Origin of the sequence: Pontibacter korlensis (genome assembly GCF_000973725.1) — a bacterium.
In the GTDB taxonomy this organism is placed as follows: domain Bacteria; phylum Bacteroidota; class Bacteroidia; order Cytophagales; family Hymenobacteraceae; genus Pontibacter; species Pontibacter korlensis.
On record NZ_CP009621.1, the window covers coordinates 2,058,067 to 2,073,897 of the forward strand.

Consider the following 15,831-nt stretch of genomic DNA (forward strand, 5'->3'; position numbering starts at 1 on the left):
GCCCCTGCATAGCAAAGGCGGCCGTCTGTATCTTTATCTTCTGCTTAGAACAGTCTCAAGTGTACTACCAGGAACCAAACCAGTACTAGGATTGGCAACAAGAATGGGATTGAGTAACGCAGAACGTATGCGAAGAAGGTTGGCATTTTGATACCCGCGCTTTCTGCGATGGCTTTCACCATGAAGTTAGGTCCGTTACCAATGTAGGTAAAGGCACCGAAAAGAACAGCAGCAAGCGATATAGCCTCTAACTGAACTAAGGTGTCAAGACCTGCCGCCGAAGTGCCTGCAGCAAACTGACGTACCTCAGCAACATTGTTCTGTGCCAGGTCATACTTAGCCATCGCCAACGATAGGAAGTTTGCATAAGTAGGTGCGTTATCCAGGAAACCTGACAGCGAACCTGTGGCCCAGTATAGGAAGTTTGGAGTAATGTAGCTCGCAAATGCTGGTGATGATGCAATCTGTGCTGATAATTGCAGTGCTGGCATCATGGTAAAGAAGATACCGAAGAACAGGAACACTACCTCCAGAATTGGGTGGAAGTTAAAGTGGTTACCTGCCAGTGCCGTTTTGCTGGAGAAACGGTAGCACAGGAAAGCAGCAGTTAGTTGGATGATCTCACGAAGGAAGGAAATCTTTGCACCATCGTAGTAGATGTGCGGTAAACCATCTATCACGTTAGGGTCCAGGAATACTGCACCGATGATAATAGCTAACCAGAACAGGTTGCGCTTACCTGTAAAGTGAAACTCCGTTTTCTCCTGGTTTCTTGCCACGACCTCAGGTCGTGGCAAGAAAGTCGTTTCTTTATTACGACGGTCAACCAGGAAAAACAGAAGGCAAAGCAGTGCAATTGATAACACCCAAGGAGTAAACAGGTGCTGTAGTGTCCAGAAGAACGGAACACCTTTTATAAAGCCGATAAACAGCGGAGGATCTCCTAGTGGAGTAAGCAAACCACCAGCGTTACTCACAATAAAGATGAAGAAAACGATCTGGTAAGGCTTTATACGGTGGTTATTGAGCCTGATAAACGGGCGTATTAAAAGGAGCGATGCACCTGTAGTACCAATGAAGTTAGCCAGTATAGCTCCTACTGCCACCAAAGCCACATTCATGATTGGGGTAGCGTTAGCATTTACATTCAGGTAAATACCACCAGCAGCTATATACAGTGAGCTGAGTAGGGCCGCAAACGTAATATACTCTGCCAGTGTGTGTACCGGCATGTGTGTGTCGCCTAAAACAAAGAGATAATATGCCAGCACAGTTAAGCCAAGTACAACGGCTACAGTTTTGTAATTATGCTCCCAGAAATGGCCGAAGAAGATAGGACCGGCAGCAATCATACCTATGAGAACCAGAAACGGTATAATCAGGAACATCGGCAGTGCGTGCTGTGCCTGTGCCAGTAGTATAAAATTGTTTAGCATGGTGTGGGTTAGTGCTGTGTTAGATTTTTGCTTGCAGCACAAAGATACATTTTCTGAGCTAAATAGCTAAGGAATCGCCGGGCTCAGAAGCAGTTTGGATGTATGTACATGGAGCTGCAGCAGCAGAGATTTAGCAGTTTAAAGAAATTGTTGGAAGCTACCTCTAAAAGCAAAACAAGAGCAAAGAATCTGGATCTTTGCTCTTGTTTTGGTAAGGCTGGTACCACCTTTATTTTAAAGCTTTGGTTGTATCAATACTTACAACAGGTATGTCCTCATCTCTTATCACATCTTCAGCCTGATGGTTATCAGTTTGAGCTGTTGCGTCGCTTTCTACTTTTGACCGAAGGGACTCTAACTTGCTTTCCAGATTCGTGATTTCTTCTTTTATACTTTCTTTATCTTCCTCTGTCATGATCTTTTTCACTATAAGTTTAAGTGCAATGCTTAAAGGCTGTTTTTACAGCTTTATGTTAAGTATACTTCTAATTATTGGCGTTTGTTTTGCTTAAAATAGGCTCAAGCGCCTTTTAAGTACAAATTCTATATGTTGAAGAAGATGCTGTGTGCAATGGATTTATACTTAATTAACTCAAGTTGCGTGATAGTGCATGCGGTATAAAACAAAAAAATCTGTTCTGCCAGTGGCTAGAGTACGTTTTAAAGTTTGCAGACTCTTAAACCGTAACAGCCATGACAGAACAGACCATTACAATTTACTGCTTTATAGACGATTTCTTCCATGCCGTTGGCAGAAAAGATGACGCTCACTGCAAAATAAATGATGCCGAGCTGCTCACCACGGCTCTGCTCTCGGCCCGCTACTTCCACGGTAACCTGTGCTCGTACTCATACATGCAAGCCCATCACGGGGTGAGGCGCATTGACAAATCCGGCTTTACCCGCCGCCTGCACGGCCTGCAGCCCCAGTTGCTGGCTTTGTTTGCCGCCCTGGGCCAGAGTCTGAAAGAGCTCAACACTTCCTCAGCTTACCTGATCGACTCTTTCCCGGTGGCCGTGTGCGACAACATCCGCATCCCTTTCTGCCACCTGCTCCAAGGCGAGGCCTATCGGGGCAAGTGCCAGAGCAAGCGGCGCTACTTCTACGGCTTCCGCGTTCAGGTCATCACCACCTCGGACGGTGTGCCGGTGCAGTTCTACATCCTGAGCCGGCTCTTTTGTCGACATCACTGCCATCAAGGCCATGGAAGTAGACCTGCCCCAGGACAGCCAGCTTTACGCTGACGCCGCCTACACCTGCTATGAGGTGGAGGACCTGCTCAGAGAATGCGAGCAGGTGGAGCTTCGCTGCTGCCGCAAGGCTAACAGCAAGCGAAAGGATGAACCCTGCATGGCCTTTCTGAAGGGCTACTACCGCAAGCGCATCGAAACCACCTTCTCGGGCATTACCGGCTTCTTCCCCAAGAAGATCCATGCCGTCACAGCCGAAGGTTTCATCCTCAAACTCATTCTCTTTATCTTCGCCTATACCCTAGCGCAAGTCATCGACTAGCTCGCAACTTGGGTTAATTAGTAGATGTGTTATTACTGAACAGTAAGTAATTAACGCATGATAAGTGATCTGCTGTAATGGTTTTGGCTTCTGTTTCACTAATATGAAAATCCTGTAGTAAGCAGGTCAGAGTATAGCTTAAAGCACGAAGCAGTGGGGTTTGAAATAGTGGCGGGTAAGGCAGCACATGCACTTGTCGTAAATAATGCCTAATTTTGGAAACTTTAACCAATAGCCACAGGTTTTAACCTTAAACAGCGAATATTATGACAGAAAATAAAGAAAAAATGGTTTCTGTGTACGCAGAGGCTAACCCGAACCCTGAGTCAATGAAGTTTGTGCTGAACGTGCAGATGTTGCCAGACGGCCAGAGCGTGGATTATCCAAACCTGGAGAGCGCAATTGAGTCGCCGTTGGCGCAGGAGCTGTTCAACTTCGACTATGTGTCACGTGTGTTCATTGCAAGTAACTTTGTAACCGTAACAAAAAGCGCTGACCTGGAGTGGGTAAAGATTATCCCAGAACTGCGCACCTTCCTGAAGTCTTATGTAGAGGCAGGCGGACCAATTTTTAACGAAGGTTTTTCTGCTGCCAAAGCAGAGCCAACTGCCGCAAGCGGAGAGGCATCTGCCGAAGACACTGAGATTGCTAAGAAAGTAACTGATTTGTTGGAGAACTACGTTCGTCCAGCTGTAGAGCAGGATGGTGGTAACATCAGCTTTAAATCATATCATGATGGCGTGGTAACAGTACACCTGCAAGGTTCTTGCAGCGGTTGCCCATCTGCTACCGTAACGCTGAAAGCTGGTATCGAGAACCTGCTGAAGCGTATGGTGCCTGAAGTAAAAGAAGTAGTTGCTGACGGTGTAGTTATCTAATAAAGCCACAGCAATAACAAAAAAGCCAGCTCTAAAAGAGCTGGCTTTTTTGTTTGAGAATATGGATGAGTTGAAGTAGCAGGTTTAACAATAGTTGCCTTTGCTGCTAGAGCCTTACATATAGCTCTACTATCAACAAAACAAGAAAGCCCGGAACACTGCTGTCCCGGGCTTTCTTGTTTTGTATTGCTATAACTAGCGAACCTTCTGCACCTGTGGAGCTGCTTCCGGCTGCTTGTCTTTCTCTTTTATTGTATCCACTACGATTGGTGTAGCGATGAACAGGGAAGAGTATGTACCAAACAATACACCGATGATCATGGCAAGCGAGAAGCTGCGTAGCACTTCACCACCGAAGATGAACAAAATCACTACTACCAGGAACAGTGTCAGGGATGTAATGATCGTACGGCTGAACGTGCTGATCAGGGCCGGGTTAACTACTCCTCTGATACCCAAGCGTGGGTTATCGTTCATGTACTCACGTACACGGTCGAAGATTACCACAGTATCGTTGATAGAGAAACCAATGATTGTAAGTACCGCTGCAATAAACACCTGATCCATTTCATAAGAGATACCAAACAGGTTCAGGATTGAGAATACAGAGATGATCATCAGGGCATCATGCAGGAGTGCTACAACACCACCCAGCGAGAACTGCCACTTCGAGAATCGAATCATTACGTAAAGGAAGATACCTACCAACGCTAATAGAATTGCAACTAAAGCAGTGTTCTGGATGTCGTCGGCCATAGTGGCACCAACTTTAGAAGAGCTTAGAACTTCCGGGTTCAGGTTGCTATACTGCTGCAGGCCTTGCTCCAGAGCTGTTCTTACTTGTGTATCAGCTTCTGTACTCTCGTCGTCAGCCAACCAGCTGGTAATAACCTTCAGGCGGTTAGAAGCACCGAAAGTCTTCACCTCTGTACCTGCTTGCTGGAAGTCGTCCAGAAGGCTAGAGCGTACTTCAGAAGCTGGTACTGCCTGATCAAACTCAATTACGTAAGAGCGGCCACCAGTAAAGTCTACACCTAAGTTTGGTCCTTTGATAGCCATGGCTACAAAACCAAACACAAGGATGAACAGTGAGAAAGCATAAGCTGGCTTTCTGTACTTCATTACGTCGAACTTAATGTTGCGGAACATCTTGTTAGACAGGGCAGAAGAGAAGGAAAGCTTGCCTGCCTTCTTGAACGTGCTTTCAACCAACAGTCTTGAGATAAATACTGAAGTAAAGAAAGACGTCACGATACCGATCATCAGTGTAATAGCGAAACCTTTAACCGGGCCAGAACCGAAGAAGTATAGGATAAAGCCTACGATAAAGGTAGTAACGTTAGCATCGAGGATAGTGCTGAATGCTTTGTCGTAACCTGCATTAATAACTTCACGCATGCTTAAGCCTTTGGCAGCTTCCTCACGCATACGCTCGAAGATCAGTACGTTGGCATCCACGGCCATACCCAATGTAAGTACGATACCAGCGATACCAGGTAGTGTAAGTGCAGCACCAAACTGGGCCAGCACACCAAGTATAAAGAATACGTTGAACAACAGGGCAAGGTCAGCAATGAAACCACCACGGCTGTAGTATGCAATCATGAAGACTACCACGATCAACAGACCTGCTACAGTCGAAAGCAAGCCTTGGTTGATAGCTTCCTGACCAAGCGAAGGACCTACGATAGCTTCTTCTACGATACGGGTAGGAGCTGGCATTTTACCAGCCTTCAGGATGTTAGCCAAGTCTTGTGCTTCATCCACGGTAAAGTTACCAGAGATAGAAGAGTTACCTCCTGTAATCTCGCCCTGCACCACCGGAGCAGAGTATACATAGTTATCCAGTACGATGGCTACCTGACGGCCAATGTTGTCGCCTGTAAGACGAGCCCATTTTCTGGCACCAGTAGCATTCATTGTCATGCTGATCTCTGGGCGACCTGCCTGATCGAAGTCCTGACGAGCATCGTTGATTACTTCACCAGTTAGCGGAGCTTTGCCGTCACGCCCCTTCTTGATAGCGTACATTTCCACGAACTGCTGTCCGTTGTCGCCAGCAAGTGGCTTCACACCCCACAGAAACTTCATGTTAGGAGGCAGGATAGAGCGAACATCTGGGCGGTTGAACAGCTCATTGATTTGGGCTGTGTCGCGAACGTTAGCACCGATGCCGCCTGGCATCTGCGTGAACAGCGAAGCCAGTACACCAGCCTGCTGGTTATTAAGAGAGTCAAGCTGAGAAGCAGCAGTATCAGTTTGTGCCGAAGCAACAGCTGTTGAGTCTAAAAGAGTAGAGTCTGCACCGGCAGCTTGTGCCAGTACGTCGTCAGAGGCGCCTTGCTGTGCAACAGGAGCGTTTGTAGTAGTTGTAGTAGTACCGATGTTTAGTTTACCGGCACGCTGCAGCTCGTCCAGGTGCTGGCCTACCTGCATAAAGTAAGGAGTGAACTCCTGTGGAGACCACACTTCCCAGAACTCCAGGTTAGCCATACCTTGCAACAGGTTACGCACCCGGTCTGGGTTGTCAACACCTGGTAACTCGATCTGGATACGACCAGTACCTTTCAGGCGCTGAATGTTTGGCTGTGTTACACCGAAACGGTCAATACGGGTACGAAGGATGTTGAATGAACGGTCAATAGCAGCGTCCACTTCAGACTGAATAACCTCAACTACCTCTTCGTTGGTAGATTCGTAGCTGATCTTGCCACGGTTAGCTGTGTTAGAGAAGATGCGGCTCAGGCGGCCATTTGGCTCTACCTCACGGTAAGCCTGCGCAAAAAGAGTAGTAAAACGCTCCTGGCTGTTCTTCTGCAACTCCTTAGCTCGATCAAGCGCCTTCAGGAAGTTAGGGTCTTTGCTGTTGCCAGACATAGACTTGATGATCTCTACAGGAGAAACCTCAAGCACTACGTGCATACCGCCTCTCAGGTCGAGGCCAAGACCAAGCTCATTCTCTTTAACCTCTTCATAGGTCATGCCCAGGTATACTTCCTCCTTGGCCATGGAGTCGAGGTAAGATTGTTTTTTTGCTAAGTCAACGTTGCCCTGTGCATCCGTGGCAAAAGCTTCTGCTTTATTCTGGATGTTGGCGGCAACGAATGAGAACGACAGATAGTAAAGGCATAGCGCCGATACGATCAACGTCAGAACGATTATTAACGATTTGTTCCGCATTGTTTAAGTAAAAGTATGAATTGGTTGAATTTTGGGTACAATTGTGTCTTTCTCCCGAATTACCTTTTAGAATAACTGTAATATACCTGTGTGCGTTCCGTTAGCTGATAGCTAAGGAGTTACAGCGGTAAAAAAAATAGAGAAAGTAAAAAAAGAGGAGTTACAGCCTAAGGGGCATTGGGCTGTATGGTGGTAGGTAAAATACGGGTTACTACACCAGCTCCTGGCGGCACTGCTGTGTAAGATGCAGGCAAAAGCTCGTTTGCTGGTTGTGCAAAAGCTGGTTGCTGTGGCAGTGGCTCAATGTCCTGCTGCAGGTTAAGGGCTACAAAAGAGGTAGTGCCCTCCAGCGATACTTTCTGCTTTACAATAGTTTTTCCTGCATCAGGTGCAGAGGCCAGTGCAGAGCTTGTTTGCTGCGCTGTGCCATTAGCCGTTGTGTATGCCACCACTTCCTGGCCATTGAGCATAAGTGCCCACAGCAGGGTTACTGACATCAAAAGGTGCCTGAAGTGGCAAGATATGTTTGTAGCTTTTGGCATGTATAACCGCAAATATGAAATCTTTTCTGTTAAAAAAGAAATTTTAGCGGTTAACATCAATAAATCGCTTCACGTCCTGCTTCTTGCCTATAAGCAACAGGATATCTGAAGGATAAATAATGGTGTCAGCCTTAGGTACACCAATAATGTGCTCTACCTGTGTTGGCTTTCCATCCTGGATCTCTTCAAAAAAGCGCTTTATGGTAATCAGGTTCAGGTTATACTTCTCACGGAGAGAGATTTTAGCCACGCTGCGGTTGGCAATATTGCGAGGGGCATTAATCTCCACAATTTCGTAATTATCTGGCAGCGGAAGGAAGGTGCGGATGCTTGGCTGCAGCAGGCGCTCAGCCACTGTTTTACCAACCTCACCCTCTGGCGACAGAATCTCCTGCACACCCATCTTCTCCAGGATACGGCGCTGCTGTTTATTGGAGGCACGGGTAATAACACGCTTCACGTTCAGCTCTTGCAGGTTAGCCGTTGTAATGAGTAGCGCCTCGAAATCCTCACCGATCGCTACTATTACAGCATCCATGTCCTGGATATTTTGTGCCTCCAATGCGCGGATATCGGTGGCATCCAGGGCTACAGCGTACGCTACCTGGTCTTTAATAGACTCCACATGGTCTTCATCGTTATCGATAGCGATAACCTCGGCGCCACGTTCTGCCAGCGTGGTGGCAATGGAGTGCCCAAAGACACCAAGGCCTATAACCGCAAATTTATGCCTCATGCTTTTATTTTAGCGTTTAGGTAAGTAGTGATTACCTCCAGCCCGCGCTCAAAGTTGGCGTTATTCGGGATGATGATGTCAGCGTCGTTTTTGTAAGGCTTAATGTACTTCTCGTATGTAGGAGCTACATGGTTGGTGTATCTGTAGAGTACATCATCCAGATCATACCCACGCTCTACCTTGTCGCGCACAATGCGGCGCTGCAGCTTAATATACTCTTTAGCGTCGATGTATACTTTCAGATCCAGCAGATTAGCAATTTCCTCGAAGTAGAAAACGAATATACCCTCTACCACCACAATAGGTGCCGGTCTGAACTCCAGTTGCCGAGGCACTACGTTCGGGTTATTAAAAGTATACTCGGTGCGGTAAACGGTTTCGCCATGGCTCACTTTAAGTATATCGTGGGCGTAAGCTTCGTCGTCGATGCACGAAGGTAAGTCGAAATTAATGACCCCGTTAAGGTCTGCAGTTTGGTGCTCGCGCGGTTTGTAATAGTTGTCCTGAGAGATCAGGCAAACGTCTTCAGGCGAAAACGAGGTAAGCAGCTTATTCAAAAAAGTGGTTTTTCCTGAAGCACTACCTCCTGTAATCCCGACGATGAATGGCTTTTGCATAGGAAGCTTTGGTTTCAGGCCACAAAATTAAGACATTAGCAGGTACTTGGCTACTTTCACCAGGTATTTTTATACTTCAAGCGTTTTCAGGAAACGAACAAGCTCCTGCGTAGCACGGCCACGGTGGCTGATGGCATTTTTTTCTTCCGAACTCATCTGTGCAAAAGTAAGGTCATAACCTTCTGGCACAAATACCGGGTCATAACCAAATCCTTTATCGCCTTGCCAATTTTCCGCTATGCTGCCTGTTACAATGCCTTCAAACTGATGTTCCTGGCCATTTAATATTAGAGTGATACTGGTGCGAAAGCGGGCGCGGCGGTTTGCTTTTCCCTGCAGGCTTTGCAAAAGCTTTTCTATATTATCGGCGTCAGAACGCTGTGGACCGGCATAGCGGGCGGAGTACACGCCTGGAGCTCCATCAAGGGCCTCTACCTCCAGACCAGTATCGTCGGCGAAGCAGCTCACGTTATAATGCTGCCATACGTACTCTGCTTTCTGGCGGGAGTTGCCTTCCAGAGTATCCTGCTCTTCGGGTAGCTCTTCGTTGCAGCCAATATCCTGCAGGCTCAGCAGCTCATACTTGCCTTCCAGCATCTGGCTTACTTCGGTTAGCTTATGTTTGTTATTGGTTGCAAAGCAGAGTCTTTTCATAAGTATCTTCTAACTAAGTGGTAAATAACTTGAACTGCACGGCTGCTTCCGAAAGAGCTTTGTGGGTGAGTAAGCCGCACACAATTAAAGTAAGTATGCCGCTACCTCATCCTCCTTCAGTACGACTTGTACGCGCTCACGCAGGGTGGTGGCGAGTGAGTAGCCGGTGTAAGTAGCGGCAATAGGGTAGAGCGGGTGGTGACGGTCCACCAGGGTTGCCACTTCTACTTTCTTGGGGCTTCGCGACAGAAACACGTTCAAAGTATAAGCCAGCGTTTTGCCGGTGTTTAGCACATCGTCGACCAGCACCACAGCTTTACCTTCCAAACTCAAGCTTTCAGGCTCAAGCTGTACTGGCTCCTGCAAAGGCTTATCTTTGTTAAGCTTTACCTGCAGTAGCTGTATTCTTATCGGGGATATTTGCTGTAGCTGCGTGGCCAGTTTCTCTGCTAAGGTATGGCCGTTAGGGTAAATGCCTGCCAGCACAAGCTCCTGTTCCTCAAAGTTGCGCTCATATATTTCATATGCCATGCGCGTCACCTTTTGCTCGATCTGGGCGCGGTCCAGTATCAGGTTTTGCTGTTTGGTTTGTGGTGTCATAGGTCTTTTTCTGTGCTTATACAGGCAAACTCTTACTAGGGCTGCTAAGGCAAATTTATAAAGATAATTGCTACGGCCGCGGCTTTTGCTCAGAGTGTAAAATAATTTGGCTCATAGCGTTTTACTTTCAAATAATCTTATTAAATTTGCAGTCCGATTCAGAAATTAAGGTTAAATAACGTTTACGATAATGAAAAAAGGCATTCACCCAGAGTACAGACAGGTGGTTTTCCAGGATATGACTAGTGATTTCAAATTCCTTACTCGTTCTACCATGACCTCTGATGAGACAATCACTTGGGAAGATGGGAAAGAGTATCCTGTAATCAAAGTGGAAGTTTCTTCTGCTTCACACCCATTCTACACTGGTAAAAACATCTTCGTGGATACCGCAGGACGCGTTGAGAAATTCAACAAGCGCTACCAGAAAAAATAAGCGGTTTATTCCGGTTAAAACGTTTCAAAAGAGAAGTCTTCCTGAACAATTTCGGGAAGACTTTTTTATTTTTGTAGTATGAACATCATCCTATTCGATGAACCCGCTATCCGGCAGGATCTTCTGCCACTGACCTTTACAAGAGCAGTGGCAGACATGCGCGTTGGTATTTTAACTATTGCCGAAAAATGGGCCCATTATATGGGAGTGGCTGTTTCATACCTCACACAGCCTTATCTGCAGCCTAAGTATAATGTGCACAATGGAGCCAGCAACCTCTACATTAATGGTGCAGTTTGCCCAAACGAGGAGTTGGTAAGCGCCATACAGGGGCTAAAAGAAGGGGAGGCCTTGTACCAGAACGACCTGCTTATTGCCCTAAACAGCGATACCCTTCAGTTTAACACCGTGGAAGAGCTGGTAGGGCATTCTGCGCCACAAAGGCACCAGTACGAAAGCTGTACCATTATCCGCGATGTGTGGGATATCTTCCTGCAAAACGGTAGCCAAATCCGTAGCGACTTCAATGTCCTGGCCAAAGGGCGCCAAAGCCAACCGATAGGAGATAAGCATACGATTGTGTACAATGAGGAGAACATCTTCATAGAAGAAGGTGTGAAGATACGTGCTGCGATACTAAATGCAGAGAACGGGCCGATTTACCTGGGCAAAAACTCTCAGGTACATGAAGGTGCCGTCATAAAAGGACCTTTCGCCTTGGGTGAGGAGAGCAATGTGAACATGGGGGGCAAAATGCGCGGCGACGTTAGCATAGGGCCATTTTGCAAGGTAGGTGGTGAGGTGGCAGCCTCGGTTATTTTTGGCTACTCAAATAAAGGCCACGAAGGTTACCTGGGCAACTCCGTGCTAGGTGAGTGGTGCAATATTGGCGCCGACACCAACACCTCAAACCTCAAGAACAACTATGCCGAGGTTAAGATCTGGAACTACGCCAAAAACGGCTTTAAAAATACAGGGCAACAGTTCTGTGGCCTCATTATGGGCGACCATAGCAAGTGCGGCATCAACACGATGTTCAACACAGGTACAGTGGTGGGGGTAAGCGCTAATATTTTTGGACCAGGCTTCCCGCGCAACTTCATCCCTTCATTCAGTTGGGGCGGAGCGGCTGGCTTTGAGACCTTCCAGATGCGCAAGGTGGTAGAGGTGGCCGAGAAGGTGATGGCACGCCGTAACCTGGAGCTTAGCCAGGTAGATCGGGATATCCTAAACCATATTTTTGAACAGACCCAGCAATACCGCGTGTGGGATAAGAGGGCGTAGAGGCTTCTTAATAATTGAGCTTACCAATAATTTAACTATTTAAGCCGTGCAGTTTTCACAGATAATAGGCCATCAGGAAGCAAAGCAGCTCTTGCTGAAGTCGGTGCAGCAAAACCATGTGGCGCATGCGCAGCTGTTTCTGGGGCAGGAGGGTAGCGCTAACCTAGCTTTGGCCTTGGCTTATGCTACCTACATCAACTGCGAAAGCAAACAGCCCGATAATTCATGTGGAACATGTAGCAGCTGTGTGAAGATGAATAAGCTGGTGCACCCCGACTTCAACTTCGTAATGCCTGTTACGGCCACTAAGTCGGTAAGTAAAGATGCGCTAAGCCATAAGTTCATGAACGAGTGGCGCGAGTTTATACTTGCAAGCCCATATCAGGGGCTGAACGAGTGGATGCAGCACATTGGCGCTGAGAATAAGCAAGGCATTATATCGAAAGATGAGAGCCGCCACCTGGTAAGGCTGGTATCGCTGAAAGCCTTTGAGGGTGCTTATAAGATTGTGGTAATCTGGCTGCCAGAACTGATGCATTCTGCTGCTGCTAACGCTCTGCTGAAGCTGTTGGAGGAACCACCTGCTCAGACTTTGTTTTTGCTAGTGGCACAGTCGGCAGAAAAACTTCTGGCTACCATAACCTCGCGCACTCAGATAATGCAGGTACGCAACTTTACCGAGCAGGAGGTAATACAGTATGTACAGCAGAAGTATAACCTTGATAATACCAAAGCTGAGCAGATAGCGCAATTAGCCGAAGGGAACTTGAACGCCGCAGCCAAGCTTCCTAGTGAGATCAGCAGCGATTACTTTACCTTCTTTACCGATTGGATGCGCCAGTGTTATGGCTATAAGTTTAACAACCTGGTGGAGATGAGCGACAAATTTCAGGCTCTGGGCCGTGAGAACCAGAAGAACTTCTTGCTGTATGCGCTCAACCTGTTCCGGAAAGTAATGCTCTATGGGGTAGATGCCTCATTGATTTCTTTTCTGCCGCCTGCCGAACTGGACTTCGTTCAGAAGTTCTCCAAGGTAATTACTGGGAATAATGCCGGAGATCTGGCCGAGGAGCTAAACCAGGCGCACTACCATATTGAGCGCAACGCAAACCCTAAAATGGTATTTGTAGACAGCTCGCTGCAAATTGCCGGTTACCTTCGAAAAGGGTAACTTTGATCAATGGCTCTTGATTGCTGGTCTTTCTTCAGTATCAGGCTAAGTATAAATTTCTTCTTCCCTGGCAGGGAGTATAAAACTGGAAGCACTTGAAAACAGGTGCTCCGTAGAAAGTATAACATGACAGAGAATATAACAGACCGAATTATACGAATAGGCACCCGTGGTAGCAAGCTAGCCTTATGGCAGGCAGAAAATGCTGCCGAAAAGCTGCAAGCCTCTGGTTTCAAAACAGAATTGGTTATCATCAGTACCAAAGGCGACCAGGTACTGGATAAGTCGCTGGATAAAATAGGCTCTAAAGGAGTATTTACAGAGGAGCTGGAAGTGGCACTGCGTGAGGGGCAAGTAGAAATAGCCGTGCATAGCGCAAAGGATGTACAATCTTCCATTCCTGAAGACCTGGAGCTCGTGGCGTTTATGGAACGCGAGCAGGTGAACGATGTTATCCTGAGCTTCGATCCGAACTTTAAACTGGAGCGTGATAGTAAGGCGGTAATAGGCACATCTTCTACTCGCCGTAAGGCACTTCTTAAAAAGTACTACCCAAACATCAAGACAGCCGAATCCAGAGGTAACCTGCAGACCCGCCTGCGCAAGCTGGAAGAGAAGCAGTTCGATGCTCTGATGCTGGCTTACGCTGGAGTTTACCGTATGGGCTATGATAACCTGATTGTGCACACCTTTCCAGAGTACGAATTTGTGCCTGCAGCAGGACAGGGCAGTGTAGCCATTGAGTGTGCCAAGAACCTTGATCCAGAGCTAAAGAAAGGCCTGAAAGAGGCGTTAAACCATACAGACACCCACGTTTGCTTATTGGCTGAGCGCGCGTTCCTGCGTACGATGGAAGGCGGTTGTAGTATCCCGTCCTTTGCGTTGGCAACGTTAACAGACGAAGGCGTTAGTATAACCGGAGGCATTGTAAGCCTGGACGGTAAAACGCTGCTGCAGGAAACACTGGAAGGACCGACTGTAACTGTTGAGGCAATGGGAGAGCAATTGGCTAACACTATTCTGAGCCGGGGTGGTGATGAAATACTAAAAAGCATTCGAGCTGAGCGCACAGAATAAGTAAAAGCTTTGCGTAGACAAGAGCTTTACTGGTGTTATAAAAAAGGCCTCCTGCACAATGCAGGAGGCCTTTTTTGCTTTATATCTTTTTTGAGCTTAGGCTTTGGCAGCTTCTGCTTTTACAGCTTCTTTGGAAAGCGGCCCATTCCTGGACGATCGGGCATAGGCAAGGAAATCCTGCATCTCACGCTTCACCATAGGAGCCATTAAATATAATCCTACCATGTTAGGAATACTCATGGCAAAGAGCATGGCATCAGAGAAAGCTACTACGCTGCCTAGCTGCATAGGAGCACCAAGTACAATAAAGGCGCAGAAGATAACTTTAAAGCTGATGTCGGCTGCTTTGGTATGGCCAAATAGGTACGTCCATGACTTAAGCCCATAGTAAGACCAGGTGATCATGGTAGAGAAGGCGAAAAGTATAACTGCAGCTGCCAGAATAATCGGGAACCAGCTGATAACAGTGGCAAAGGAGGCTGAAGTGAGGGCAATACCATCACCGGCAGTATCCAGTTGGTAAGCTCCGGTTACCACAATTACGAGTGCAGTCATGGTACAAACTACTACAGTGTCGATGAATGGCTCCAGGGAAGCCACAAAACCTTCTGTAACCGGTACATTGGTTTTAACGGCAGAGTGCGCAATGGAAGCAGAACCAATACCTGCCTCGTTAGAGAACATACCGCGGCGCAAGCCCTGAATCATCACACCTACCACGCCACCGCCTATTGCTGAAGCTGTAAAAGCTCCTTCAAAAATGGCTGCAAAGGCGCCTGGTATCAAAGAAATGTTAGAAACCAGTACAATGATGGCAGCTACAATGTAAGTGCCGCACATCAGTGGAACAACCTTTTCTGTTACCCGGGCAATGCTCTTCATACCACCAAGTATAACAAGGCCTACCAGCACAGCCATGATCAGGCCAAAAATCCAGGCGTTACCACCGCCAAAGAATGAACCTGACTCGCCGCCTGTAACGGCAATAAACTGCTGTGTGGCTTGATTGATCTGGAACATGTTACCTGCTCCGATAGCACCGCCTATACACATGATAGCAAAGAAGGCTGCCAGGAATTTGCCTAAGCCAGCCATGCCCCGCTCTTTCAGGCCTTTGTTCAGGTAGTGCATTGGTCCGCCAGATACAGTTCCGTCGGCATGTTTGTCTCTATATTTTACACCAAGCGTACAGGATACAAACTTGGACGACATGCCAAGCAAGCCCGCCAGGATCATCCAGAAAGTGGCACCCGGTCCGCCAAGGGAAATAGCAATGGCCACACCTGCAATGTTACCAAGGCCTACTGTACCAGATACAGCAGCTGTCAAGGCTTGGAAGTGTGTTACCTCACCAGGGGCATCCTCTTGGTTGTACTTGCCACGTACAATATCCAGTGCATACTTAAAACCTCTGAAGTTGATAAAGCCAAGGTAAAAGGTAAAGAACAAGGCGCCGGCTAATAACCATACTAGTATAAGTGGTATACCTAGATCATCGGAAACTTTTAGTTCATAGAAAATAATGTCGGAGATAAATTGCGCTGCAGGGCCTATGGCCGCATCAATTTTCTCGTCTATAGTTGTATTGTTTGACTGGGCAAAAAGGGAACTACAGGCCCCCAGACTGAGCGCTGCAGAGAGTAAGAATCGTTTCATCTATATGGGTTAGTTGATTAGTCGGTTTTCTTGAATTTAACTATTTCTGCT

At 47.2% G+C, this 15,831-nt stretch carries 14 protein-coding genes and 1 pseudogene; 6 read left to right on the forward strand and 9 right to left on the reverse strand.

Features of this window, described 5'->3' with window-relative positions:
- Positions 1 to 44 precede the first annotated feature (44 nt).
- Together PKOR_RS08955 and PKOR_RS08960 are read right to left on the reverse strand one after the other, a co-directional pair.
- Entirely contained in the window at positions 45 to 1,436 is a 1,392-nt protein-coding gene (locus PKOR_RS08955) for a sodium:proton antiporter (RefSeq protein ID WP_046310252.1), read from the reverse strand.
- A gap of 229 nt (positions 1,437 to 1,665) precedes the next feature.
- On the reverse strand, positions 1,666 to 1,863 hold the full coding sequence (locus PKOR_RS08960; RefSeq protein ID WP_148561651.1) for a hypothetical protein: 198 nt from the start codon (positions 1,861 to 1,863) through the stop codon (positions 1,666 to 1,668).
- A gap of 266 nt (positions 1,864 to 2,129) precedes the next feature.
- Between PKOR_RS08960 and PKOR_RS08965 the strand changes: the two are divergent.
- Positions 2,130 to 2,949: pseudogene (locus tag PKOR_RS08965) on the forward strand (IS982 family transposase).
- A gap of 266 nt (positions 2,950 to 3,215) precedes the next feature.
- On the forward strand, positions 3,216 to 3,827 hold the full coding sequence (locus tag PKOR_RS08970) for a NifU family protein (RefSeq protein WP_046310254.1): 612 nt from the start codon (positions 3,216 to 3,218) through the stop codon (positions 3,825 to 3,827).
- Positions 3,828 to 4,022: 195 nt separating this feature from the next.
- On the opposite strand, the gene secDF is transcribed toward PKOR_RS08970, so the two are convergent.
- From secDF to PKOR_RS09000, 6 genes are all read right to left on the reverse strand, one after another.
- The gene (secDF, locus tag PKOR_RS08975) at positions 4,023 to 7,007 is read right to left on the reverse strand and encodes a protein translocase subunit SecDF (RefSeq protein WP_046310255.1); all 2,985 of its coding nucleotides are present in this window, start codon (positions 7,005 to 7,007) and stop codon (positions 4,023 to 4,025) included.
- Positions 7,008 to 7,174: 167 nt separating this feature from the next.
- Positions 7,175 to 7,504 (reverse strand): hypothetical protein, encoded by a 330-nt coding sequence (locus tag PKOR_RS08980; RefSeq protein ID WP_046314283.1) that lies wholly within the window; start codon positions 7,502 to 7,504, stop codon positions 7,175 to 7,177.
- Between the two features lie 88 nt (positions 7,505 to 7,592).
- Positions 7,593 to 8,285: a potassium channel family protein gene (locus PKOR_RS08985; protein ID WP_046310256.1), complete on the reverse strand. Its 693-nt coding sequence runs from the start codon at positions 8,283 to 8,285 to the stop codon at positions 7,593 to 7,595.
- Positions 8,282 to 8,902 (reverse strand): uridine kinase family protein, encoded by a 621-nt coding sequence (locus tag PKOR_RS08990; RefSeq protein ID WP_046310257.1) that lies wholly within the window; start codon positions 8,900 to 8,902, stop codon positions 8,282 to 8,284. The genes PKOR_RS08985 and PKOR_RS08990 overlap by 4 nt, the downstream gene beginning before the upstream one ends.
- Positions 8,903 to 8,971: 69 nt before the next feature.
- Positions 8,972 to 9,556 carry a non-canonical purine NTP diphosphatase gene (locus tag PKOR_RS08995; RefSeq protein ID WP_046310258.1) on the reverse strand — a complete coding sequence of 195 codons (585 nt, stop codon included), beginning with the start codon at positions 9,554 to 9,556 and terminating at the stop codon, positions 8,972 to 8,974.
- Positions 9,557 to 9,640: 84 nt separating this feature from the next.
- On the reverse strand, positions 9,641 to 10,156 hold the full coding sequence (locus PKOR_RS09000; protein ID WP_046310259.1) for a phosphoribosyltransferase family protein: 516 nt from the start codon (positions 10,154 to 10,156) through the stop codon (positions 9,641 to 9,643).
- A gap of 190 nt (positions 10,157 to 10,346) precedes the next feature.
- Here PKOR_RS09000 and PKOR_RS09005 point away from each other — a divergent pair, with 190 nt between their 5' ends.
- From PKOR_RS09005 to hemC, 4 genes are all read left to right on the forward strand, one after another.
- Positions 10,347 to 10,592 carry a type B 50S ribosomal protein L31 gene (locus PKOR_RS09005; RefSeq protein WP_046310260.1) on the forward strand — a complete coding sequence of 82 codons (246 nt, stop codon included), beginning with the start codon at positions 10,347 to 10,349 and terminating at the stop codon, positions 10,590 to 10,592.
- A gap of 78 nt (positions 10,593 to 10,670) precedes the next feature.
- Positions 10,671 to 11,876, forward strand: coding sequence for a GlmU family protein (locus PKOR_RS09010; protein ID WP_046310261.1), 1,206 nt, complete (start codon positions 10,671 to 10,673; stop codon positions 11,874 to 11,876).
- A gap of 46 nt (positions 11,877 to 11,922) precedes the next feature.
- Complete coding sequence (locus tag PKOR_RS09015; RefSeq protein WP_046310262.1) at positions 11,923 to 13,047, forward strand: DNA polymerase III subunit; 1,125 nt, start codon at positions 11,923 to 11,925, stop codon at positions 13,045 to 13,047.
- Between the two features lie 126 nt (positions 13,048 to 13,173).
- On the forward strand, positions 13,174 to 14,124 hold the full coding sequence (gene hemC, locus PKOR_RS09020) for a hydroxymethylbilane synthase (RefSeq protein WP_046310263.1): 951 nt from the start codon (positions 13,174 to 13,176) through the stop codon (positions 14,122 to 14,124).
- Positions 14,125 to 14,220: 96 nt separating this feature from the next.
- Here the strand turns inward: hemC and PKOR_RS09025 are convergent, their stop codons facing one another.
- Positions 14,221 to 15,780: an alanine/glycine:cation symporter family protein gene (locus tag PKOR_RS09025; protein WP_046310264.1), complete on the reverse strand. Its 1,560-nt coding sequence runs from the start codon at positions 15,778 to 15,780 to the stop codon at positions 14,221 to 14,223.
- Positions 15,781 to 15,831 lie beyond the last annotated feature (51 nt).

Coding starts and splice junctions, on each gene's coding strand:
- PKOR_RS08955 (WP_046310252.1), bottom strand. CDS start 1,436: ATGCTAAACAATTTTATACTACTGGCACAGGCACAGCACGCACTGCCG.
- PKOR_RS08970 (WP_046310254.1), top strand. CDS start 3,216: ATGACAGAAAATAAAGAAAAAATGGTTTCTGTGTACGCAGAGGCTAAC.
- secDF (WP_046310255.1), bottom strand. CDS start 7,007: ATGCGGAACAAATCGTTAATAATCGTTCTGACGTTGATCGTATCGGCG.
- PKOR_RS08980 (WP_046314283.1), bottom strand. CDS start 7,504: ATGTCAGTAACCCTGCTGTGGGCACTTATGCTCAATGGCCAGGAAGTG.
- PKOR_RS08985 (WP_046310256.1), bottom strand. CDS start 8,285: ATGAGGCATAAATTTGCGGTTATAGGCCTTGGTGTCTTTGGGCACTCC.
- PKOR_RS08990 (WP_046310257.1), bottom strand. CDS start 8,902: ATGCAAAAGCCATTCATCGTCGGGATTACAGGAGGTAGTGCTTCAGGA.
- PKOR_RS08995 (WP_046310258.1), bottom strand. CDS start 9,556: ATGAAAAGACTCTGCTTTGCAACCAATAACAAACATAAGCTAACCGAA.
- PKOR_RS09000 (WP_046310259.1), bottom strand. CDS start 10,156: ATGACACCACAAACCAAACAGCAAAACCTGATACTGGACCGCGCCCAG.
- PKOR_RS09005 (WP_046310260.1), top strand. CDS start 10,347: ATGAAAAAAGGCATTCACCCAGAGTACAGACAGGTGGTTTTCCAGGAT.
- PKOR_RS09010 (WP_046310261.1), top strand. CDS start 10,671: ATGAACATCATCCTATTCGATGAACCCGCTATCCGGCAGGATCTTCTG.
- hemC (WP_046310263.1), top strand. CDS start 13,174: ATGACAGAGAATATAACAGACCGAATTATACGAATAGGCACCCGTGGT.
- PKOR_RS09025 (WP_046310264.1), bottom strand. CDS start 15,780: ATGAAACGATTCTTACTCTCTGCAGCGCTCAGTCTGGGGGCCTGTAGT.